Source organism: Antarctobacter sp. (genome assembly GCF_048262615.1).
Taxonomy (GTDB): Bacteria; Pseudomonadota; Alphaproteobacteria; order Rhodobacterales; family Rhodobacteraceae; genus Antarctobacter.
Map to the genome: position 1 here is coordinate 6,366 of NZ_JBLXFB010000036.1, position 21,540 is coordinate 27,905.

General features: G+C 61.6%; 24 protein-coding genes and 1 tRNA gene. 15 read left to right on the forward strand and 10 right to left on the reverse strand.

The window, feature by feature from the left end; genetic code table 11:
• Window positions 1-230, reverse strand: a 230-nt coding sequence (locus tag ACN0S5_RS22040) for a transposase (RefSeq protein WP_417211318.1), incomplete at its 3' end; no start/stop codon positions are given.
• A gap of 240 nt (window positions 231-470) precedes the next feature.
• Window positions 471-546, reverse strand: a tRNA-Thr gene (locus tag ACN0S5_RS22045).
• 177 nt (window positions 547-723) lie between these two features.
• On the opposite strand from ACN0S5_RS22045, the gene ACN0S5_RS22050 reads away from it, so the two are divergent.
• A complete protein-coding gene (locus ACN0S5_RS22050; protein ID WP_417211319.1) occupies window positions 724-1,611 on the forward strand; it encodes a hypothetical protein in 888 nt (295 codons plus the stop codon).
• 25 nt (window positions 1,612-1,636) lie between these two features.
• Here the strand turns inward: ACN0S5_RS22050 and ACN0S5_RS22055 are convergent, their stop codons facing one another.
• Window positions 1,637-1,852 (reverse strand): hypothetical protein, encoded by a 216-nt coding sequence (locus ACN0S5_RS22055; RefSeq protein WP_417211320.1) that lies wholly within the window; start codon window positions 1,850-1,852, stop codon window positions 1,637-1,639.
• Window positions 1,853-1,996: 144 nt separating this feature from the next.
• On the opposite strand from ACN0S5_RS22055, the gene ACN0S5_RS22060 reads away from it, so the two are divergent.
• The 5 genes from ACN0S5_RS22060 to ACN0S5_RS22080 all read left to right on the forward strand — a co-directional run bounded on the left by ACN0S5_RS22060 (window position 1,997) and on the right by ACN0S5_RS22080 (window position 6,429).
• Entirely contained in the window at window positions 1,997-2,254 is a 258-nt protein-coding gene (locus ACN0S5_RS22060) for a DUF2312 domain-containing protein (RefSeq protein WP_417211321.1), read from the forward strand.
• Between the two features lie 161 nt (window positions 2,255-2,415).
• Window positions 2,416-3,849, forward strand: a complete 1,434-nt coding sequence (locus ACN0S5_RS22065) for a circularly permuted type 2 ATP-grasp protein (protein WP_417211322.1) — start codon at window positions 2,416-2,418, stop codon at window positions 3,847-3,849.
• 6 nt (window positions 3,850-3,855) lie between these two features.
• The gene (locus ACN0S5_RS22070) at window positions 3,856-4,797 is read left to right on the forward strand and encodes an alpha-E domain-containing protein (protein ID WP_417211324.1); all 942 of its coding nucleotides are present in this window, start codon (window positions 3,856-3,858) and stop codon (window positions 4,795-4,797) included.
• Between the two features lie 42 nt (window positions 4,798-4,839).
• A complete protein-coding gene (locus ACN0S5_RS22075; RefSeq protein WP_417211326.1) occupies window positions 4,840-5,637 on the forward strand; it encodes a transglutaminase family protein in 798 nt (265 codons plus the stop codon).
• A 48-nt stretch (window positions 5,638-5,685) separates the two neighbouring features.
• The gene (locus ACN0S5_RS22080; RefSeq protein WP_417211327.1) at window positions 5,686-6,429 is read left to right on the forward strand and encodes a peptidase; all 744 of its coding nucleotides are present in this window, start codon (window positions 5,686-5,688) and stop codon (window positions 6,427-6,429) included.
• Between the two features lie 141 nt (window positions 6,430-6,570).
• Here ACN0S5_RS22080 and ACN0S5_RS22085 read toward each other — a convergent pair whose 3' ends face one another.
• Both ACN0S5_RS22085 and ACN0S5_RS22090 read right to left on the reverse strand, forming a co-directional pair.
• A complete protein-coding gene (locus tag ACN0S5_RS22085; RefSeq protein WP_417211329.1) occupies window positions 6,571-6,789 on the reverse strand; it encodes a hypothetical protein in 219 nt (72 codons plus the stop codon).
• 34 nt (window positions 6,790-6,823) lie between these two features.
• Window positions 6,824-7,144 (reverse strand): TraR/DksA family transcriptional regulator, encoded by a 321-nt coding sequence (locus ACN0S5_RS22090; protein WP_417211330.1) that lies wholly within the window; start codon window positions 7,142-7,144, stop codon window positions 6,824-6,826.
• Window positions 7,145-7,285: 141 nt separating this feature from the next.
• Here ACN0S5_RS22090 and ACN0S5_RS22095 point away from each other — a divergent pair, with 141 nt between their 5' ends.
• The 4 genes from ACN0S5_RS22095 to ACN0S5_RS22110 all read left to right on the forward strand — a co-directional run bounded on the left by ACN0S5_RS22095 (window position 7,286) and on the right by ACN0S5_RS22110 (window position 9,558).
• Window positions 7,286-8,149, forward strand: coding sequence for an MBL fold metallo-hydrolase (locus tag ACN0S5_RS22095; RefSeq protein ID WP_417211332.1), 864 nt, complete (start codon window positions 7,286-7,288; stop codon window positions 8,147-8,149).
• Between the two features lie 109 nt (window positions 8,150-8,258).
• Complete coding sequence (locus ACN0S5_RS22100; RefSeq protein WP_417211334.1) at window positions 8,259-8,684, forward strand: YeeE/YedE family protein; 426 nt, start codon at window positions 8,259-8,261, stop codon at window positions 8,682-8,684.
• A 1-nt stretch (window position 8,685) separates the two neighbouring features.
• Complete coding sequence (locus ACN0S5_RS22105) at window positions 8,686-9,123, forward strand: DUF6691 family protein (protein WP_417211335.1); 438 nt, start codon at window positions 8,686-8,688, stop codon at window positions 9,121-9,123.
• A gap of 9 nt (window positions 9,124-9,132) precedes the next feature.
• Entirely contained in the window at window positions 9,133-9,558 is a 426-nt protein-coding gene (locus ACN0S5_RS22110) for a TIGR01244 family sulfur transferase (RefSeq protein WP_417211353.1), read from the forward strand.
• Between the two features lie 33 nt (window positions 9,559-9,591).
• On the opposite strand, the gene ACN0S5_RS22115 is transcribed toward ACN0S5_RS22110, so the two are convergent.
• From ACN0S5_RS22115 to ACN0S5_RS22135, 5 genes are all read right to left on the reverse strand, one after another.
• Window positions 9,592-10,767 carry a FliM/FliN family flagellar motor switch protein gene (locus ACN0S5_RS22115; RefSeq protein ID WP_417211337.1) on the reverse strand — a complete coding sequence of 392 codons (1,176 nt, stop codon included), beginning with the start codon at window positions 10,765-10,767 and terminating at the stop codon, window positions 9,592-9,594.
• 137 nt (window positions 10,768-10,904) lie between these two features.
• Window positions 10,905-13,589 carry an ATP-binding protein gene (locus ACN0S5_RS22120; RefSeq protein WP_417211339.1) on the reverse strand — a complete coding sequence of 895 codons (2,685 nt, stop codon included), beginning with the start codon at window positions 13,587-13,589 and terminating at the stop codon, window positions 10,905-10,907.
• A complete protein-coding gene (locus ACN0S5_RS22125) occupies window positions 13,586-13,903 on the reverse strand; it encodes a hypothetical protein (RefSeq protein WP_417211342.1) in 318 nt (105 codons plus the stop codon). The genes ACN0S5_RS22120 and ACN0S5_RS22125 overlap by 4 nt, the downstream gene beginning before the upstream one ends.
• Entirely contained in the window at window positions 13,900-14,268 is a 369-nt protein-coding gene (locus ACN0S5_RS22130; protein WP_417211344.1) for a response regulator transcription factor, read from the reverse strand. Before ACN0S5_RS22130 ends, ACN0S5_RS22125 begins: the two co-directional genes overlap by 4 nt.
• A gap of 238 nt (window positions 14,269-14,506) precedes the next feature.
• A complete protein-coding gene (locus ACN0S5_RS22135) occupies window positions 14,507-15,817 on the reverse strand; it encodes a helix-turn-helix domain-containing protein (protein ID WP_417211346.1) in 1,311 nt (436 codons plus the stop codon).
• A 221-nt stretch (window positions 15,818-16,038) separates the two neighbouring features.
• Between ACN0S5_RS22135 and ACN0S5_RS22140 the strand changes: the two genes are divergently transcribed.
• From ACN0S5_RS22140 to ACN0S5_RS22160, 5 genes are all read left to right on the forward strand, one after another.
• Complete coding sequence (locus ACN0S5_RS22140) at window positions 16,039-17,385, forward strand: substrate-binding protein (protein WP_417211347.1); 1,347 nt, start codon at window positions 16,039-16,041, stop codon at window positions 17,383-17,385.
• 125 nt (window positions 17,386-17,510) lie between these two features.
• Window positions 17,511-18,518: a branched-chain amino acid ABC transporter permease gene (locus tag ACN0S5_RS22145; protein ID WP_417211349.1), complete on the forward strand. Its 1,008-nt coding sequence runs from the start codon at window positions 17,511-17,513 to the stop codon at window positions 18,516-18,518.
• 6 nt (window positions 18,519-18,524) lie between these two features.
• Window positions 18,525-19,724, forward strand: coding sequence for a branched-chain amino acid ABC transporter permease (locus ACN0S5_RS22150; RefSeq protein ID WP_417211350.1), 1,200 nt, complete (start codon window positions 18,525-18,527; stop codon window positions 19,722-19,724).
• A 12-nt stretch (window positions 19,725-19,736) separates the two neighbouring features.
• Window positions 19,737-20,495 (forward strand): ABC transporter ATP-binding protein, encoded by a 759-nt coding sequence (locus tag ACN0S5_RS22155; protein ID WP_417211351.1) that lies wholly within the window; start codon window positions 19,737-19,739, stop codon window positions 20,493-20,495.
• An 86-nt stretch (window positions 20,496-20,581) separates the two neighbouring features.
• Window positions 20,582-21,337 (forward strand): ABC transporter ATP-binding protein, encoded by a 756-nt coding sequence (locus ACN0S5_RS22160; RefSeq protein ID WP_417211352.1) that lies wholly within the window; start codon window positions 20,582-20,584, stop codon window positions 21,335-21,337.
• The last annotated feature ends 203 nt before the right edge of the window (window positions 21,338-21,540 follow it).

The window sequence follows — 21,540 nt, forward strand, 5'->3', positions numbered from 1 at the left end:
TCGGATCGGATCGAATAGAGGATCTGAAGCAGGCTGGCCCGGATCAACCGTTCCGGTGCGATGGAGGGACGGCCCTCACCGGCGTAGAGCCGATCGAACTCGCCATCCAGGGAGCGCAGCGCATCGTTGACCACGGACCTGATCTTGCGCAGCGGATGCCGGGACGGGATGCGCTCCTCAAGATCGACATAGCTGAACAGCGATCCCGTCACCTCGTCCGATCCGCGCATCGCCACCTCCATCCATGCCATGGTGGCGATGAATCATGTTCCTCGATGGCCGTCGAGGCCGGAGTTTTTCAGCACCCTGTTAAGGCTCAATAAATCAACAGGGGTTTCACCGGCAACTGAGCTAAAAAGAGACCAGGTTGCCCTTTTCATATTTGTCCCCCATGAGTCCCCCGGCCGCCGATCAAAGTCTTGAGCCTCAAGCGCGCTCGAATTCAAGTCATTCATTTTATTTGATTTTTATGGTGCCCCCACACGGACTCGAACCGCGGACCTACTGATTACAAATCAGTTGCTCTACCAGCTGAGCTATAGGGGCGTCCGGCCGCATTCCGACTGGCGCGGCGTGCGGGGTGTTTAGCTGGTCTTGCAGCCTAAAGGAAGACTCGAAATCGCGATTTTTGGCGACGAAAGCGCGTCTTCGCCGCGCCGTCCGGTTCCTTTGTCCGAACACCGGAGTATAGTGTCGCCAGAGCAAACAACGATACCGAAAAACATGCAGGTCATCCTACACACCGGCGCCCACAAGACCGACGACGATCGGCTGCTCAAAGGCTTGCTTCGCAACGCCGAGGCGTGGCGGCATGAAGGTGTCGCCATCCCTGGCCCGTCCAACTACCGGACGCTGCTGACCGAGGCGCTCAACAAGCTGCGGGGCGGCACGCCCGATCCCGAAACGCGCGATGTCCTTCTGGATGCCATTCTCAAGGAGGATGCGGGGCAACTCTCACGACTGGTTCTTTCCAACGAAAATTTCTTTTCCGTGCCGAAACTGATGTTCCAGAACGGCTATATCTATCACCGAGCGGAGGAGCGGCTGACAACCCTGTCACAGGTCTTTCAAGGCAACGACCTGCACCTTTTCATGGGGTTGCGCGACCCGGCGAGTTTCCTGCCGGCGGCCTTCGCCGCCACCCCGCACGCGGATTTCGCCGCGTTCATGGAGGGGCTGGACCCGATGCGGTTCCGCTGGTCGGACCTGTTCCGCAGGATCAGGGGAACGCTGCCGGATTTGCCCATAACCCTGTGGTGCAACGAAGATACGCCGTTCCTCTGGGGGCAGATCATCCGTGAAATGGCCGGTATCGCCCTCAGCCGCAAGATCACCGGGGCCTTCGACCTGTATTCCCAGATCATTTCCCGCGAGGGGATGCAGCGGTTCCGGGCATTTCTGAAAGAAAACCCCACAATCACGGAACGCCAGAAACGGCGTGTCATGATCGCCTTCCTCGACAAATACGCATTGGACGACAAGATCGAAGAGGAACTGGATCTACCGGGCTGGGACGGGGCCTATGTGGACATGCTGACAGAGATCTATGAAGACGATCTTGAGGTCATCGCGGGCATAGAGGGCGTGCGGCTGCTGACGCCGGACACATAGGCCGTCAGGATCGGCGACGGCGTGCTCAGCCAAGGAAGATCCCGAGGATCACCATCATCAGCCCCAGCACGGACAGCATCAACGCGCCCATGTTCAGCGGAACAACCCTGCGCACGACCTCGCGCAGGTCCTCGTCCGACAGGCCCGCGCGGCGTGCCCCCCAGACCCGCACGATGCACCAGATCAAGCCGCCCAGCCCCGCCGCCGACAGCGCAGCACCTCCCCAAATCAGTCCTGCCATGTTACGGTTCCTTCCGTTGTCCTTTGCCGTCGCGCCTAGCGCACCCTCGGGCTTTGAGGCAACCCCTGCCAGCATGCCCTTGATGCAGGATACGGCCCTGGGGTATCGAGAGGCCCAAACGGTCACGAGGCTGAAGAGGCAAACATGCAGGATACCCCCACCGACAGCTACGGCGTCGCCGCCGGCGAGCTGAAACAGTTCATCGAACGCGTAGAGCGGCTCGAAGAAGAGAAAAAAGAGATCGCCGAACAGATCAAGGAAGTCATGGCAGAGGCCAAGGGCCGCGGCTATGACACCAAGGTCATGCGCAAGGTGATTTCGCTGCGCAAACGCGACGCGGACGACATCGCCGAAGAAGAAGCGGTGCTCGACATGTACAAGGCCGCCCTCGGAATGGCCTGACACACCCGGCGGGCAGGCGGGGTGCCGGTGCACAACCCTGCCCGATTATTCAGCAATTTACACTGGGCTCATTCTCCTTAGCCTTTCACCACCGTTGCATGCCCAGCAACACCCCGCTAGCGTGGGGGTCACAAATCAGTGACGGGGTGGGCCACACAGGCATGAGTGATCAAGTCAATTTTGACGAGATGTGGGGCACAGGCGGCATGGACGGTACAACCCGTGCGCCGTACAAGCCGTTCAACGCATGGTTCGACGGGGAAGATCCAAAGCATCTGCGCGCCAAGCAGCGCGAAGCAGAGGACCTGTTTCGGCTGACAGGAATCACCTTCAACGTCTACGGCCGGGCCGAAGCCGAAGAACGTCTGATCCCTTTCGACATTATTCCACGCATCATTTCCGGTCGCGAATGGCAGAAACTGTCGCGCGGGATCGAACAACGCGTCCGCGCCATCAACGCCTTTCTCTATGACATCTATCATGGCCAGGAGATCGTAAAGGCGGGGCGCCTGCCGCAAGAGATGATCGCGCGCAACGATGCCTTCCTGCCAGAGATGATCGGCGTGCGGCCGCCGGGCAGCGTCTACACCCATATCGTCGGGATCGACCTTGTGCGGACAGGCCCCGACCAGTTTTATGTGCTCGAAGACAATGCACGCACGCCTTCTGGCGTCAGTTACATGCTCGAAAATCGCGAAACCATGTTGCAGATGTTCCCCGAACTGTTCTCGGAGAACCGAGTGCAACCGGTCTCGACCTACCCGACCGATCTGTTCAATTCGCTTGCCGCCTGCGCGCCGGAAGGATTGGACCGCAAGCCGACGGTCGGTGTTCTGACACCCGGCATCTTCAATGCCGCCTACTTTGAGCACAGCTTTCTGGCGGACCAGATGGGCGTCGAACTTGTCGAGGGCCATGACCTGCGGGTGCAGGACGGCTATCTGAACATGCGCACCACGCGCGGATACAAACCGATCGACGTTCTCTACCGCCGGGTCGATGACGACTTTCTCGATCCGCTGACCTTCAACCCGGAAAGCACATTGGGCGTGCCGGGGCTGATGGATGTCTACCGCGCCGGTCGGCTGACCATCGCCAACGCTCCGGGCACCGGCATTGCCGACGACAAGGCGATCTACAGCTACATGCCCGAAATCGTCGAGTTCTATACCGGTGAACGGCCCTTGTTGGAAAACGTGCCGACGTGGCGTTGCTCCGAGAAGGAGGCGCTGGCCTATGTGCTCGACAACCTGAGCGATCTGGTGGTCAAGGAAGTCCACGGCTCTGGCGGCTACGGCATGCTGATCGGACCAACCGCGACCAAGAAGGAAATCGCCGAGTTCCGCAAAAAGCTGGAGGCCCGCCCGTCGAATTACATCGCGCAACCGACGTTGAGCCTGTCGACGGTGCCGATCTTCACCCGCGCCGGCCTTGCGCCGCGCCACGTGGACTTGCGACCTTTTGTTCTGGTCAGCCCGAAAGGGATCAATATCACACCCGGCGGACTGACGCGGGTCGCGCTCAAGAAAGGGTCGCTCGTCGTGAATTCAAGCCAAGGCGGAGGCACCAAGGACACTTGGGTGCTGGAGGACTGACGCGCGATGCTGGGAAAAACTGCAAACGGCCTGTTCTGGATGTATCGCGGGCTTGAACGGGCTGAAAACACCGCCCGTCTGATCGAAACCGGCCAGCGCATCGCGCTGACCCGGCTGGGCAGCACCGACGATGAGTGGCGATCCGTCCTGCAAACCGCCGGATCCTTGCACGGGTTCGTGCAGCGCCACGATCAGGTCACCAAGGACTCCGCGATCAACTGGCTGCTCCGGGAACGGGAAAACCCCTCTTCGGTCCTGTCCAGTGTGGAACAAGCGCGGCAAAACGCACGCATGGTGCGGACCGCGCTGACCGGAGAGGTCTGGGAGGCGGTCAACGGCGCTTACATGACCGTCAAGGATATGCTCGCCCGCAAGATCAGTGAACGCGACCTGCCCGGCGTGCTGGGGAAGATCCGGCAGCGCACCGGGCTTGTGCGCGGGGCGACCCACGGCACCATGTTGCGCAATGACATCTACGACTTTGCCCGAATCGGCACCTTTCTGGAACGCGCAGACAACACCGCGCGCATTATCGACGTCAAATATTATGTGCTTCTGCCCTCTGTCACCTCTGTCGGGACGTCGCTGGACAATGTGCAATGGGAAACCATTCTGCGGTCTGTCTCTGCCCGCGGCGGGTTTCGCATGGAATATGGGGCCTCTACCGAGCCGCGCGATATTGCACAGTTCCTGATCCTCAATCGCCGGTTGCCTCGGTCGCTGGCCTTTTGCGCGCACAAACTGCGCGACAACCTTGGCTATCTGGCCTCGGAATATGGCCATAGCGTCGCGTCATACGCCAAGATTGACCATATCGAACGCGCCTATCTGAGCTTCGACATCGATGCTGTGTTCGACTATGGTTTGCATGAATACATCCAAAAGATGCTGGCCATGCTCAGCGAACTTGGGCAGCAGATCGAGCTGGACTATCGATTCTACGAATGAGCCGTCTTTCCCCGTTTCCAGCGTGAGTCACTTGAGAATCATATGCAACTGACCATCAGCCACACCACCCACTACAGCTTTGAAGAACCCGTGACTTTCGGGCTTCAACAGCTGCGCAAGACGCCGAAGTCCCGTCACAACCAGAACGTTGTGAAATGGGAGACGAAGGTCACGGGCGGGCGGAGGGGGCTGAACTATGTCGACCAACACCTCAATACCGTCGACCTGATCGAGATCGACCGCGGCGCGCAGGAACTGATCATCACCTGCGAGGGTGAAGTCACCATCGGTGAATCCAATGGTGTCGTCGGGCGACACCAAGGCCCGGCACCGCTCTGGCTGTATGAGCGGGTGACGCCGCAAACGCGCCCCGGTCCAGGGGTGCGGGCGCTGATCCGCGAGGTTTCCGGCGGCTCGGAACTGGATCAGGCGCATGCTTTGATGGCCGCCGTCGCCGAGGCCGTATCCTATGAAGTCGGGGCGTCGGATTCGACCTCGACCGCCGAAACGGCGCTGGCCGAGGGCCGCGGCGTTTGTCAGGACCATGCCCATGTCTTTATCGCCTGCGTGCGGGAACTGGGACTGCCTGCGCGCTATGTTTCGGGCTACCTGCTTCTGGACGACAAGATCGAACAGGATGCCATGCATGCTTGGGCAGAGGCGCATATTCCCGGTCTGGGTTGGGTCGGATTTGACTGCGCCAACTGCATTTCACCGGACAACCGCTATGTCCGCGTCGCCACCGGGATGGACTACCATGATGCCGCCCCCGTTCGTGGAACGCGACAAGGCGGGGCCGATGAATCTCTGGATGTGGCAATAGAGGTGGCGCAGCAGTAATGTCCGCGACGAATCGGGCGTGACCCGTAGAAAACTCGGGGACATTCGATGACCTATTGCGTGGGAATGATGATGGACCGGGGGTTGGTCTTCATGTCCGACACCCGCACCAATGCCGGGATGGACAACATCTCGACCTTCAGAAAAACCAAGATTTGGGAAACCGAAGGCAACCGCGTCATCACGCTGCTCAGCGCCGGAAACCTTGCCACCACGCAGGCGGTGGTCAGCGAACTGGACGAGCGCGAAAAGGCACGGGAAGACCGCCACCCGTCGATTCTGGATGTGCCTTCCATGTATCAGGCCGCGCGAATGATCGCGGACACGCTGCGTGACGTGATCGCACGGCATTCCGACACCGGACAACGCGCCTCTTCGGTGTTCAATGCCACGCTAATTCTTGGCGGCCAGATCGCCGGAGGCCCGCCCCGGCTATTCCTGATCTATCCGGAAGGCAACTTTATCGAGGCTGGCCCGGACACACCTTTCTTTCAGATCGGCGAGATCAAGTACGGCCGCCCGATCCTTGTGCGCGCCTATGATCCGGCGTTGAGTTTTGCGGATGCGGTGAAACTCTTGCTTGTCAGTTTCGACAGCACCGTTAAGGCAAATCTCACCGTGGGCGCGCCGTTTGACTATCATCTTTACGCGACCGATAGTCTGGTGCAGGGCGAAACCGGACGGATCGAGCTTGATGATCCCTACTTCCGGACAATCAGCGATGGCTGGAGCGAGGCCTTGAAACAGGCGCTCGACAGCCTGCCCGCTTTCGCTGCGCCTGCGCAACCCTGAGCCCTACGCCCTGAGCCCTGAGCCCTGACGACGCGCCGGCAAACCCGCCCGTGATCCAGACCCCCTTGATGGCGGCTGTCAGCCCAGGCACGATCTGACAGCCCCTCAGGGCGGCACCGCACCAGACTGTCCAAACGCACCTTAAAGAGGCATGTTGTCGAAACCGTCTTCGGCCTCATCCTCGTGCATGGCTTCCAGCATCTCTTTCACCCATGCGGGGACAGTTCCGCCAGCATTCTCCAGCCCCATCGCCGCCTGTTCCAGGTGCTCCAGAAGATCTGACCGCACCTTGCCTTTTGACCCGGCGATTTCCGTTCTCAGCGAGTCGATCCGCGCTTCGAGATGTCCATGTTCCGACATTTTCCGTTCTCTCCTGATTTGACGTCCCGGTGCCTCAGACCTCGGCAGCACAGTCTTTGCAAAGCGGGGCTTCTGGTACTGCCGCCAACCGCTCTGCCGAAATCTCACCGCCGCAGCGGGTGCAAACCCCGTAGCCGCCCTGCGCCATGCGCCTGAGCGCGGCCTTGATTCGGGCGATTTCAGCCTGACCGCTTGCCCCCAATCGTTCCAACACCTCTTCGCCTTCGCGCTCGACGGCCATGTCGTCCCAGTCTTTCGAATGCGGCGATTCAAGTGCCGCTTCGATACCGTCCAATCGCAGGCCCAAAGCCCGCAACCGTTCGAGAAGAACATGTTTTTGGACGTGGTGGGACATGATGCAGGGCCTCCTGAACTATAACCCGACTTTGTCAAAGTGACGCGACAGCGGCCTTGATACATATCAACCGCAGGTTCCCCCTTGAAACACATTCACGTTTACGTATATGAATAACCCAACCGCCCGGAGGGAACCGCCATGAAACCTGAAGTCACCGCCTTCTTCGACGACGCGACCAACACGATCTCCTACGTGGTGCGCGATCCCAATGGCACGTCCTGTGCCGTCATCGACAGCGTGCTGGACTTTGACTATGCATCCGGCCGGACCGATACGAAATCGGCTGACGCGATCATCGCCTTCGTCAAGGACAAAGGATACACGGTCGAGTGGCTTCTGGAAACACATGTTCACGCCGACCACCTGTCTGCCGCGCCCTATATTCAGGACCGTCTGGGCGGCAAGATCGGCATCGGCGACCGCATCAAGATCGTGCAGGATACCTTTGGCAAGGTCTTCAACGAAGGCACCGAATTCCAACGCGACGGGTCGCAGTTCGATCAGCTTTTTCAGGAAGGCGACAGCTTTCACATCGGCCAGATGCGCGGCGACGTCCTGCACACGCCCGGTCACACCCCGGCCTGCCTGACCTACACCATCGGCGACGCGGCCTTTGTCGGCGACACGCTGTTCATGCCCGATTTCGGCACCGCGCGCTGCGATTTCCCCGGCGGCTCGTCCGGAACGCTGTTCGACTCGGTTCAAAAGATCCTCGCCCTGCCCGACGAGACTCGCATCTTTGTCGGCCACGACTACAAGGCACCGGGCCGCGAGGACTATGCATGGGAAACCACCGTGGCAGAGCAAAAGGCCCGAAACGTCCACGTCGGCAAAGGCAAATCGAAAGAGCAATTCGTCAAGATGCGCGATAGCCGTGACGCAACGCTGGCCATGCCCAAGCTGATCATCCCGTCGTTGCAGGTAAACATGCGCGCAGGCCAGATGCCGCCCGCGGACGAAAAGGGCGATGTGTTCCTCAAGGTGCCCGTCAACAAGCTCTGAGCAACTGGACCGGCTCCGGCGGCTTATGTCGCAGAGCCGATTTTTCGGCGAAAAATCGTCCCACCGCACATCGGGGATGTGCGCCTGTGCAGACAAAGGAAACTCTCAAATGCCTATCGACTGGATATGGGGTCTGATCGGCGGCTTGCTGATCGGAACCGGCGGGGCCGTCTACCTCCTTGGCAATGGACGCATCATGGGCGCCAGCGGTATCATCGGCGGGCTTGTCGATGGATCGGGCTGGTCCACGGCGGCAGAACGCATCGTCTTTCTGATTGGCGTCGCGTTGCTTCCCTTCCTGCTTGCGCCCTTCTTTTACGCGGTTACCCCACATATCACCGACAACCATGTCGTATTGATCGCCGCCGGTCTGCTGGTCGGGGTGGGCACCCGCATCGCCAACGGCTGCACCTCGGGGCATGGGGTCTGTGGCATGTCACGGCTGTCGGTCCGCGGATTTGTCGCCACCTTCTGCTACATCCTCGCCGGTGGCATCGGCGTCGTTGTTTTCCGTCACATTCTTGGGGTGATCTGACATGGCAAAACTGATTATCGCTTTCATCGCGGGCGGGTTCTTTGGCACCGGACTCTTTGTGTCGGGCATGACCGACACCACCAAGGTTCAGGGCTGGCTGGATGTTTTCGGGGCCTGGGATCCGACATTGGCGTTTGTCATGGGCGGTGCCATGATCCCCATGGCCATCGCCTGGATGATCCGCAGCCAGCGCAGCACATCACTGGTGGGCACCCCTTTGCCGCCGCCACCGTCGAAGAACATCGACGGCAAACTTATCCTTGGATCGGTGATGTTCGGCATGGGATGGGGACTGGTGGGCCTGTGCCCCGGACCGGCCATCGCGTCGCTGAGTTATGGCGGGCCGTCGCTCTATGTCTTTGTCGCGGCCATGCTGGGCGGGATGCTGATTGCCCCCATCGCGCGAGCGCGTCTGGACAGAGCGGTTCCGGCGGAATAAACGATGTCCATGCAACCCAACGCCCTGACAGACCGCTATCACGTTTCGCCGCAAATCGACCCGCAGGATTGCGCGGCGATCAAGGAGGCGGGCTATGTTCTGGTCATAGACAACCGGCCCGATGCGGAGGTTCCGCCATCGCATCAGACGGAGGCCATGCGCCTTGCGGCTGAGGCCGCCGGTTTGCGTTTTGCCGCGCTGCCCATCACCCATCAGACGATGACCGCCGAAAACATCCTCGCGCAGGCGGAACTGGTTGCGGCCGCCGACGGACCTGTTCTGGCCTACTGCGCCTCGGGAACGCGCTGTTCGGTGATCTGGGCTCTGGGCAATGCCGAAGCCCTGGGTGCGGATTCGGTGATCGAAGCCGCAGCCAAGGCAGGGTATAATCTGGAAGGGCTTCGCCCCACGCTGGAAACCCTGGCCAAACCCTGAAGGTCAGCGTCGCGCCTTTAGGTGCCGCCCCTGCTATTTTTCATCGAAATCAAAATCCAGCGGGGCCGACGCGAACCCATCGCTGACGTCGATTTCGGGCAGGGCCGCCATCGGTTGACCATCGCCGACATCGGCGAGATCCTCACCGAGATCGCCGAAATCGAAATCACCGGCGTCTGCCCCAAAATCCATCGGAGGCAGGTCGGGCAAATCCTCCGCCCCGCCTGCGTCAAACGTCGGCACGTCCGGAAGGGCAGACAAAGCTGCCGCCGGAGCCGCATCCATATCGTCGAACGCAGCGCCCTTTGCCGCCTTGGGCGGGGTCGTCGCGGGATTTGATGCGGGATCGGTTGTGGAGAGAGACGCCGTACCGTTCCCCGGCCAAGTCAGGCGCACCGCGCGCAACCCGTTCAGTTGTCCAAGACGGCCGCGCGCCACAAGGTGGCCACGGCCCGCCATCACCTCAACCTTGGCCAACGCGTCCAGTGGCAGGTTGAGGACGTCGCCGGGTTTCAGCGCCTCGGCCTTGCTGAGGGGCAAGGTGATCCGGGCCAGCGCCGCGTCCAGTCGCGCGGGCACCCGGCTCAACCGCTCTTCGTGCGGGCCGGCCCCCTGCACCGCACCCGGCGCGCTCTGCTTAGGTTTGCATTCGGGCAGGAAGAACGTCAGCACGCCGCGCCGCCGACCCAGCGCCAGATCGATGTCGGCCCGGAACGACCGATACCCCGCTGCATCCAGCAGCAGGCTCGCCGCGCGCGGATCCTCTATCATCGCACCATAGCGATAGCCCGACAGCTGCGCGTGCAATGGGTGATCCGTCAGAGTGTCAGCCAGACGCCCCAAGGCCCCGTCAAGCAGCGGGGCCAGCATCGCGGCATCAGTCTGCGTCAAAAGGCGGTCATCCTCGACTGGCATCTGGGTGACCTGCTGAATGGTCTGGACCTCGATCACACCGGTCATGACCTGACGGTCGACAGAGGCGATGCCGACCGCGCCGTCCGGACCGTCCAGAACCACCAAAAGGTTCTTTTTTCCAAGCGCCTCAACCACTTCGTCCTGGTCCATCTTGTCGACCGTGACGGATTGCGTGACCAGAGCGAGATCCCAGAGCACATCGGCCGTTCGCGACAACGCCCGGCGCAACGCCTTGGCCAGCGACATGCCACGCGCCTCATAGGCCCGTTGAGCCGCCAGGGCCTTTTGGCCCATAACGTCATTTCGCGCACCGTCAGCCATGCAGATGAATGCCCATCGAAAACTGCCTCCGGCCCCCGTTATCGGCCGATTTGGTTACCAAGGGCTTTAACACTCTGTACTTTGTTTGAATAATCCGGCGTCGGGCGGGGTTATTGCGCGGCCAACACTTGCCGCAAGGGCAGTGACACGCGAAAGGCCGCGCCGTCCCGATCGGGCAGATAGCTGATCTCTCCGCCCAGACGCGCCACGATCTGGCGCGAAATCGCCAAACCCAAACCGGCACCGCCTGCCTTTTGATCGCTCACGCGGGCGAATTTCTCAAAGATCACATCCTGTGCCTCGGGGGCAACGCCCGACCCGTTGTCGATGAAATCCACCAACAGATCGTTCCGTGCCTCCGTCACGACGATGCGCAAAACGGGCTCATCGGCGTCGCAATATTTCCGCGCGTTGGCGATCAGGTTGATAAAGACCTGCGCCAGCCGCTCGACATCCGTCGACAGATAGACCTGCTCGTTGACCCGGCGCCGGATCACCCGGATTCCCGACCCCGCCTCATCCGCCAAGGCCGCTGAGACCGCCCTGTCCAGCACATCCTCCAGCCTGCCTTCGGTCAGGTTCAGGCTGACCTGTCCGTTTTCCAGCACCGATAGGTCCAGCAGGTCGTCCAGCAGCCGGGTCAGCCGCAGCGCCTCGTCGTGCATGATAGAGGCATAGCGGTTCTGTTCGGACCGCGTCAGGCCCTGTGCGTCGCGCAGGATTTCCGAAAACGCCCGGATCGAACTCATCGGTGTGCGCAGTTCGTGGCTGATCTGGCTCAGGAACGCATCTTTTTGCACCGACAGGCGTGTCAGCTTTTCGTTGGCGCGGCGCAATTCGCCCGCCGTGCGCGTCAACTCCTGTGACTGCGCCTCCAGACGTGCGGAATATTCCATCATCTGCGCCGTCTCGTCGGCCACCGCCATGAGATCCTCGACAGAGACCATGGCTCCGCCGACGATCTGGCCCACCATGGCGTGCGCCGTCGCCGCCCCCACGGACCCGCCCAGTTCGCGTTCCAGCCGTTGCAGGAATTCCGGGGTCGGGGCGGGCAGATCGCCCTCTACCCCCTGCGACCGGGCCTCACGCAGGAACAGCGCCTGCGCCTCTTGCGCGCCCAGAATGCGCTGCGTCATGACCATCAGGTCTTCGCTTTCCGCCGTGCTTTGCAACCAGCTTCGGGGACCGGCACCGGCCTGTTGGGCAGAGACGAACTGCGCCCCTTGCAGGCGTTCCAGCGGCGAGGCTTCGCTCAGCAATGACCCGGCGACAAAGGCAAGCGCGTTGAGCAGCAGGCTCCAGAACATGGCGTGCAGCAGCTTGTCGTCAAAGCCGATGCCGAACAGCGCCTCGGGCCGCAAGGCGGCGATGTTAAATGGCCCGGTCACAAACCATGCGTCGGGCAGAACGGTGCCGGGGCCAAAGCTGGGCAGATACAGGGTGTACCCCCATGTCACAAAACCCGCCGTCAGCCCCGCCAGCGCGCCGATCCGGGTGGCCCCGCGCCAAAAGATGCCCCCCAAAAGCGCGGGCAGCACCTGCGCCACACCGGTAAACGACACCAACCCGATCGCGGCAAGCTCTGTCCGGCCACCGGAGAGGGCGTAGTAGAGATAGCCCAGCAGCAGTACCCCGGCGATCGAGATCCTCCGGGACACCAGAACAACGTGCCGCACATCGCCGGACACGCTGGCCGACCCCACCCGCAGGCGCAACCAGACCGGCATGACAATGTGGTTCGACACCATGGTCGACAGGGCAATGGCCGCCACGATCACCATAGAGGTGGCCGAACTGAACCCGCCAAGGAAAGAGAGCATCGCCAGCCCCTCCTTGCCCTGACTAAGCGGCAGCGTCAGCACAAAAAGGTCGGGGTTGGATCCGGGCGGCAACAGGTCAAGCCCGGTGACCGCAATCGGCACCACAAACAGGCTCATCCCCATCAGGTACAAAGGAAAGGCCCAGGCAGCCATGCGCAGCTGGGCGTCGTTGTCATTCTCGACCACCAGCACCTGAAACATCCGTGGCAGACAGAGGAACGCCGCCGCCGACAGCAGCATGATCCCGGCCCAGCGGCCATTGTCGACCGACCAACTGCCCAGCGCGGACGCGTCAATGCGGGCCAAAGTTGCGGATATTCCATCCGACAAGCCCCAGACCACAAATATCCCCAAGGCCAGCAGGGCAGCCAACTTGACCACCGCCTCGACGGCGATGGCCATGACGACCCCGTGATGGCGTTCATTGGCGTCCAGATTCCGGGTGCCGAAAATAACCGTGAAGACCGCCAGCCCCGCCGCCACCCAGAACGCCGTCAGACCGGGCGCGCCCTCGGCGCCCTCCTGGGTCGTTGCAAAGACTTCGACCGAAAGTGTCACTGACTGCAACTGAAGCGCGATATAGGGGGTTGTCCCGACCACGGCGAGAATGGTGACACCGATGCCCAGCAGGTTGGATTTGCCGTAGCGGGACGAAATCAGGTCGGCAATGGAGGTGATCCGTTGATTGCGCCCGATGCGCACCAGTTTGCGCAGGATCCACCACCAGCCCAGCATGACAAGGCTCGGGCCAAGATAGATCGTAAGATACTCGAACCCGTTGCGGGCGGCACTGCCGACCGCGCCGTAAAACGTCCATGCGGTACAGTAGATCGACAGCGACAGGGTATAGACCAAAGGGGCGCGCAACCACCGCTCGCGCCCACGCAGCGCGGCGCGTTCGGCAAAAAAGGCTACCGAAAACAGCAATGCGACATAAGCGACAGAAATCACCGCCAGCATGTTGAGCGTGCTCACCGCCCGCCCCCCTTGGTCCCGGACCCGACCGGCCGGTTGCGGTGCAGCAGGTGAACCAGCCGTCCCGCGCCGATGGCAAGCGCGATCCAGACCCCGAAGATATAGATCAAGACCATGGACGCGGGCACCGTCACCTCAGCCCCGGACCAGAGCAGCGGCAGCCACCACAGGACCCATCCCAGCAGGGGCAATGCACAGGTCGCATCTATCAGGCGGCGTCGGCGGAATGTCTGGCGCTCGACATGGATCGGCACCGCGCCAGCGGGAGGTTTGCCCGGTGGACGCACCGGCAAACCGCTGGCGGAGCGGGTCATCGCGGCGACAACGCTCGGACCGCGTCGAGCACTTCGGCGTTGGAGAAGGGTTTGGTCATGAACCGGCTGGCCCCCGCGCGTTCGGCCATTTCACGATCCTTGCTTTGCCCGCGCGCGGTCAGCATCAGAACCGGCAGGTCAGCATGGGCCGGATCATCGCGCAATTCCCGCAGGATGTCATACCCCGAGCGGCCGGGCAGCATGACGTCAAGGATCACCACATCCGGCCCCCGATCGCGTACGATCTGGACAGCGTCGGTTCCGTTGGAATGGGTGTGCACCTGCCATCCGTCCCTGGACAAAATGAACCTGATCGCCTCGATGATATTCGGTTCGTCCTCGATCAGCAGAACTTGACCGCCCATTCTTTTCCCCCGCATTCCGCCGCCCGGTTCTTTTGTGCCCGACCTCTGGCAGATAAGGCGATTTTAGGCGGTATTTTCCGCCCGTGTCAAAAAACTGTTGCCCCTCGGCAAAGGTTTTCCTGAAACCCTGTCGGCCGCATCGACCGGAACCCGGTGAAGACACGTCAGGCAAAGCACGTTCGGTGAAACGGCTATGCGCCGTCAGGGGCTTACAGCGGCGCGTTCAAGCGGACCACGGTCAGCCCCGACTGGCTGAGGCAAGGATCGACGGCTCGCGACGGCCTTCGCAGGCCTCGCGCGGGCAAACCCGGCACGCCACCCCCAGTTGCGGCAGCGCGACCGGGGCCTCTACACCCGGCGGAAGCGGGCGCACCATCATTTGCGCCTGGTAGAGCGGATCGGCGTTCACCGCCGGACCGCCAACTGGGGTCGCCAGCGCCTCGGCCCAGAGCGCCGCGCTGCTGCGGCCAGCCTGCATCACCGGTCCGGACAGGATGACATGCGGCCTGCTCAGGGCGCGGTAAAGCGGCCACAGCGGACAGGCCGCGCCAAACCGCGGCATCGGGAATTCCGGCAACGGCTTGCGGTAGGTCAACACGCCGGACGCATCGCAGACCGCCAGCCCGACGGGGGTTGGCAGAACCTCTGGCGGCATGGCCGCCAACCGGCGCATAATGCGGGCGGGATCGGCCCCCAGTTTCGCGGCCAGGACGGCCGGGTTGGGACCATGCTCCGCAATCGCCGGGCCCAGAGCCGGCAAGGGCAGCGCGGCGGCGTCAGCGGCGTAACGCTCCAGCCAAAGACGGAACAGCCCCCGTGCGGCCTCGGACAGACTTCGACCCAGTCGCGACAGCGCCGCATCCACGCCCTTGCCCTCTTCGAGTTCGGGGATGGTATGCCCCGCCCCCTCCAGGATCGCGTCCAGTTCTTCTTGCGGCGTGCCGGTTTCCAGCGGCGAGGTTTCATCGGCTTCGAGATAGCTCACCAGACCCCGGCTGGTCTCGGCCAGCCTTGCGCTGTCTTCATAGATATTGCGATGAAACCGCGCCTGCCATTCGGCATCCACCTCGCCGGGCTCGGCAAGGATCGAGGCGGCGGACCGGATCGCCGTCACGGTTGACAGCATCTCGTGCAGCGAGGCGGCAAGATGCGGATCATGGGTCATGCGATCGTTCAGTGTTTCAAGGCTGCGCTCCAGCTGGGCGATGCGGGCACGACCGTCCGACAGAAGTTGCGCCCACCCCGGAAAACGACCCGCAAATTCGTCCACCCGGTCAAGTTCCGCCCCGACCAGCGGCCTGTCGGCGGCGGCCTCGCGCAGCGAAGCGATCAGGGCGGCCCCCGCGCCCTCGGTCAGCGCCGCCGGTTCGACCCGCAGAATATCGGCGATGGCGAGCAGCAACTTTCCGCCGATTCTACGCCGGTTGTGCTCAATGAGATTGAGGTATGAGGCCGAAATTCCCGCTTGGCGTGCCAGATCGGCCTGCTTCAGTCCACGCAACACCCGACGTTCGCGGATCCGCGATCCGGTTAACGTGTCGCGGGGCATTTCGCATTCCTCTGCGGTTTCAATGGGTTTCTGCGGCGCAATATAAACACCTTTACAAAACGTGACTGATTTCTTTTCAGACGTTGACAAAAAAACCGTTACACGTAAAGCGCTTGTTGCACAATTTTCCACCCCGCTGCCATACTGCGTTTGCACAGATGTGCGATCGCCCCGGGTGCTGAGGAGAATTCGGGGCGGATTTCTCGAAACGGGAGGATTTTATGTCCATTAAGAATGTGACGCGCCGTGGCGTGATCAAGACCGGTGCAGCAGCCGGTGCCGGCCTTGCGCTGCCCACCTATCTCTCCGCTGCCAGCCACTCGGGCTTTACCAATGCGCCGGGCAACGACAAAGTCACCTTGGGCTTCAACGTTCCGCAGACCGGCGCTTATGCTGACGAAGGCGCCGACGAGCTGCGCGCCTACGAACTGGCTGTCGAGCACCTGAACGGTGGCGGCGACGGCGGAATGCTGTCGACGTTCTCGTCGAAATCCCTTGAGGGCACAGGCATTCTGGGCCGCAAGGTCGAGTATGTGACCGGCGACACCCAGACCAAGTCCGACGCCGCCCGCGCATCGGCCAAGTCGATGATCGAAAAAGACGGCGCGGTGATGATCACCGGCGGGTCGTCCTCGGGCGTGGCAATCGCCGTTCAGGGCCTGTGCCAAGAGGCCGGTGTCATCTTCATGGCGGGCCTGACCCACTCGAACGACACCACCGGCAAAGACAAGAAGGCGAACGGGTTCCGCCACTTCTTCAACGGGTACATGTCGGGTGCGGCGCTGGCCCCGGTGCTTGCCAAGAACTACGGCAACGACCGCAAGGCCTATCACCTGACCGCCGACTACACCTGGGGCTGGACCCAGCAGGAGTCGATCGCAGCCGCAACCGAGGCACTTGGCTGGCAGACCGTCAACAACGTGCTGACCCCGCTGGCGGCGACGGATTTCTCGTCCTACATCGCGCCGGTTCTGAACTCGGGCGCAGACGTGCTGGTCCTGAACCACTACGGCGGAAACATGGTCAACTCGCTGACCAACGCCGTTCAGTTCGGGCTGCGTGAAAAGATCGTCGACGGCAAGCAGTTCGAGATCGTCGTGCCGCTGTACTCGCGCCTGATGGCGAAGGGTGCCGGGGCCAACGTCAAGGGGATCTTCGGATCGACCAACTGGCACTGGTCGCTACAGGACGAAGGCTCCAAGACCTTCGTGAAATCCTTTGGCACCAAATACGGCTTCCCGCCGAGCCAGGCCGCGCACACCTGCTATGTGCAGACCCTGCTGTATGCGGATGCCGTTCAGCGCGCTGGTTCGTTCAACCCCTGTGCCGTTGTCGAAGCCCTCGAAGGGTTCGAATTCGACGGCCTGGGCAACGGCCCGACCCTGTATCGTGCGGAAGACCACCAGTGCTTCAAGGACGTGCTGGTTGTGAAGGGCAAAGAGAACCCGACCTCGGAATTCGACCTTCTCGAGATCGTGGAAATCACCCCGCGTGCGCAGGTTGAGTACGCCGCCGATCACCCGATGTTTGCGGGCGGTCAGCTGGGTTCCTGCAATCCGGGCGCATAACGGGCCGGTCCCGACGGGACCGTCTGTAGGGGCAGGGCCGCGCGCCCTGCCCCCGTCTCTTCACTCCCCTCGGCCCGTCTGACGGGTCCCGTTTTCTCCGCACTCCGACCGCAAAGGGTGGGACAATGGACGCTATTATCCTCCAAATTCTGAACGGGCTCGACAAGGGCTCGGCCTATGCGCTGATCGCGTTGGGTCTGACACTCATCTTCGGCACGCTGGGCGTGGTCAACTTCGCGCACGGCGCGTTGTTCATGATCGGCGCTTTCTGTTCGGTGACGTTGCAGCGTATCCTGAACTCGTCGTTCGAAACCATCGACCCGTCGCAAACGGACTTTCTCGGCAACCCGCTGAAGGTCAAGACGCCCTATGTCGAAAGCTGGTTCGGGCCCGAGGTCGGCTCAAGCATCATCGATTGGTCGGTCCCACTTGCCATCCTGTTCGCCATCCCGGTCATGATTTTCATCGGCTTCATCATGGAGCGCGGGCTGATCAAACATTTCTACAAGCGTCCCCACGCCGACCAGATCCTTGTGACCTTCGGTCTGGCGATCGTGTTGCAGGAAATCGTCAAATACTACTTCGGCGCAAACCCGATCCAGACCCCCGCCCCCGAGGCGCTGTCCGGCATCGCGCAACTGACCTCGACCATTGTCTACCCGGTCTGGCGGATCGTCTACTTCTGCTTTGCGCTGGTGATCATTGGCGCGGTCTTTGCCTTCCTGCAATTCACCACCTTCGGCATGGTGGTCCGCGCGGGCATGGCCGACCGTGAAACCGTGGGCCTGCTGGGCATCGACATCGACCGCAAGTTTACCATCATGTTCGGCATCGCCGCCGCTGTGGCGGGCCTTGCGGGTGTGATGTACGGGCCAATCAACGCGCCAAACTATCATATGGGCATGGATTTCCTCGTCCTCAGCTTTGTGGTGGTTGTGGTCGGCGGGATGGGCTCTTTGCCCGGTGCCGTGCTTGCGGGTTTCCTGCTGGGCATCCTTGAGAGTTTTGCGTCCATGGAGCAGGTCATCACCCTGATCCCCGGCATCAACCAAATCATCATATACCTTGTCGCCATTGTCATCCTTCTGACCCGCCCGCGCGGTCTGATGGGTCGCAAAGGCGTGATGGAGTAAACCGCCATGCTTGGATTGGACAAGAAAGACAGCACCCTGCTGATCATCGTGGTGGCGCTGACAATGCTCGCCCCCTTTATCCTCAACCCCTTCCCGACGGACAGCGGTCTGGCGCAGTTCAACGCCGGATATCCGGACCTGATGCAGCGTTTCGTGATCTTCGGGATCTTCGCCATCGGCTTTAACATCCTGTTCGGCCTGACCGGCTACCTGTCCTTCGGTCACGCGGCCTTTCTGGGGGTCGGCTCCTACTCGGCGGTCTGGATGTTCAAGCTTTTGTCGATGAACATCATCCCGGCGATCCTGCTGTCGGTTGTCATCGCGGGGGTCTTTGCTCTGGTCATCGGCTTTGTCAGCCTGCGCCGGTCGGGGATCTACTTTTCGATCCTGACGCTGGCCTTTGCGCAAATGTCCTTTGCGCTGGCCTACTCGGTGCTGACGCCGCTGACCAATGGCGAAACCGGCCTGCAACTGACGCTGGACGATCCGCGTGTTCTGGGTGTGTCGCAGACCGCCGACGGCTCCATCCCGGTGACCAACCTCTTTGGTATCGAGATGCGCGGCGCCTATGACATGGTGGTCGGCCCGTGGAGCTTTACCTTCTCGGCAGGTTACTACGTCTGTGCCGTGGTCATGCTGCTTGCCTTCTACCTGTCGATCCGCATCTTCCGCTCGCCCTTCGGGATGATGCTGCGGGCGATCAAGTCGAACCAGCAACGCCTGAACTACACCGGCCTGAACCCGAAACCCTACACGCTTGCGGCCTTTGTGATCTCCGGCATGTATGCCGGTCTGGCCGGTGGCCTGATGGCGGCGATGGACCCGCTGGCCGGGGCCGAGCGGATGCAGTGGACCGCGTCGGGTGAGGTTGTGCTGATGACCATCCTCGGTGGCGCTGGCACGCTGATCGGCCCGGTGCTGGGCGCAGGCATGATCAAGTATTTTGAAAACATCTTTTCGAAGATCAACGACAACGTGCTGCACAGCTGGTTCAGCTTCATGCCCGACGGGCTGGAGGATTCGGTGGTGTTCATCATCCACCCCTTCGTCGGCAAAGGCTGGCACCTCACGCTGGGCATCATCTTCATGCTGGTGGTGATCTTCCTGCCCGGCGGTCTGGTCGAAGGCGGCCAACGCATTGCGCGCCTCTTCCGCCGCAAGAAAACCGAAGAGCCCAATTCGGCCAAGACCGAACCCGCGGAATAAGGAGAAAAACCCATGGGTATCCTTGAAATCAAAGACGTGGGCAAACGGTTCGGCGGCCTGAAAGCGCTTTCCGATGTGAACCTCTCGGTGCAGGAAAACACCTGTCATGCGATTATCGGGCCGAACGGCGCTGGCAAATCCACGCTGCTGAACTGCCTTGTGGGCAAGCTGATCCCAGACACCGGATCGGTCATGTTCCAGGGCCAGTCGGTGCTGGGCCGCAGCCCCCACGAGATCAACCAGATGGGGATTTCCCGCGTTTTCCAGACGCCCGAAATCTTTGGCGACCTCACGGTTTTCGAGAACATGATGATCCCGCTTTTTGCCAAACGGGACGGTGCCTATCGCCTACATGCGATTCAATCGGTCTCGAATGAGCACACGCTTATCGAAGAGGCCGAAAAGATGCTGGATGAGGTCAACATGCTGGACAAACGCCACATGCACTCGGCCTCGATGTCGCGTGGCGACAAACGGCGGCTGGAAATGGCCATGTGCCTTGTGCAAGAGCCGAAACTCCTGCTGCTGGACGAACCCACCGCCGGGATGGCGCGGGCCGACACCAACAACACCATCGACCTGCTCAAGCAGATCAAGGACCAGCGCGACATCACCATCGCCATCATCGAACACGACATGCACGTGGTCTTTTCCCTTGCAGACCGGATCACGGTTCTGGCGCAGGGCACGCCGCTGGTCGAGGATGCCCCCGAGAACATCAAGGGCCATCCCAAGGTACAAGAAGCCTATCTGGGCGAAGCGCACACCTGACGCTGCCGATCGCGCCCCGGCCTTGCGCCGGGGCCTCCCTCCACCCACGAGGTCCCGGGTCAAGCCCGGGACGGGAGTAGAAAAAGATGAACGTCCGTCCCGATTTTTCCAAGAATTCCAACATGGCCGAAACGGCCCCCGCCTTCCTGTCGGTCTACGACATGCATTCCTACTACGGCGAAAGCTACATCGTCCAAGGTGTCAGCTTTAACGTGCATGAGGGCGAAATCCTCGCGCTTCTGGGCCGCAACGGCGCGGGCAAGACCACCACGCTGCGCTCTATCGCGCGGCTGGACGACCCGCAGGTGAACCAGGGCGAAATCTGGCTGGACCACCAGCCGCTGCACCTGATGAAGTCGCATCAGGCCTCGGTCGCGGGGCTGGGCCTTGTTCCCGAAGATCGCCGCATCATTCCCGGTTTGACGGTCGAGGAAAACCTGCAACTGGCGCAGATCGCCCCGCCAATCGGCTGGTCGCTGGACCGCCTCTATGACCTCTTCCCGCGCCTCGGCGAGCGCCGCAAGCAGGAAGGCGTGACGCTGTCGGGTGGCGAACAGCAGATGCTGGCCATCGCCCGCGCACTGGCGCGCGACCTCAAGGTGCTGCTGCTGGACGAGCCTTATGAGGGGCTGGCACCCGTCATCGTCGACGAGATCGAAAAGACCCTGCGCCACGTCAAGGAGCAGGGCATGACCACCATCATTGTCGAACAGAACGCCGTGCGCGCGCTGCAACTCGCTGATCGCGCGGTGATTCTCGACACCGGTTCAATTGTCTATGACGGCACCGCCGCCGAAGTGCTGGAGAACGAGGCGCTGCGCGCAGAATATCTGGCCATCTGATCCACGCACGCGACTTAGGAACCACTTGATTTCGGGGGCGGGGAGGTTTTCCCTGCCCCCAATCACCTTCAGGAGGAGAGCCCGATGAGCAAGACCTACCCCCCGTCAGACGAACAAGTCAAAAACGCCCACGTCGACGCGGCGCGCTATGATGCGATGTATGCGGCCTCGATCAGCGACCCCGAGGGGTTCTGGGCCGAGCA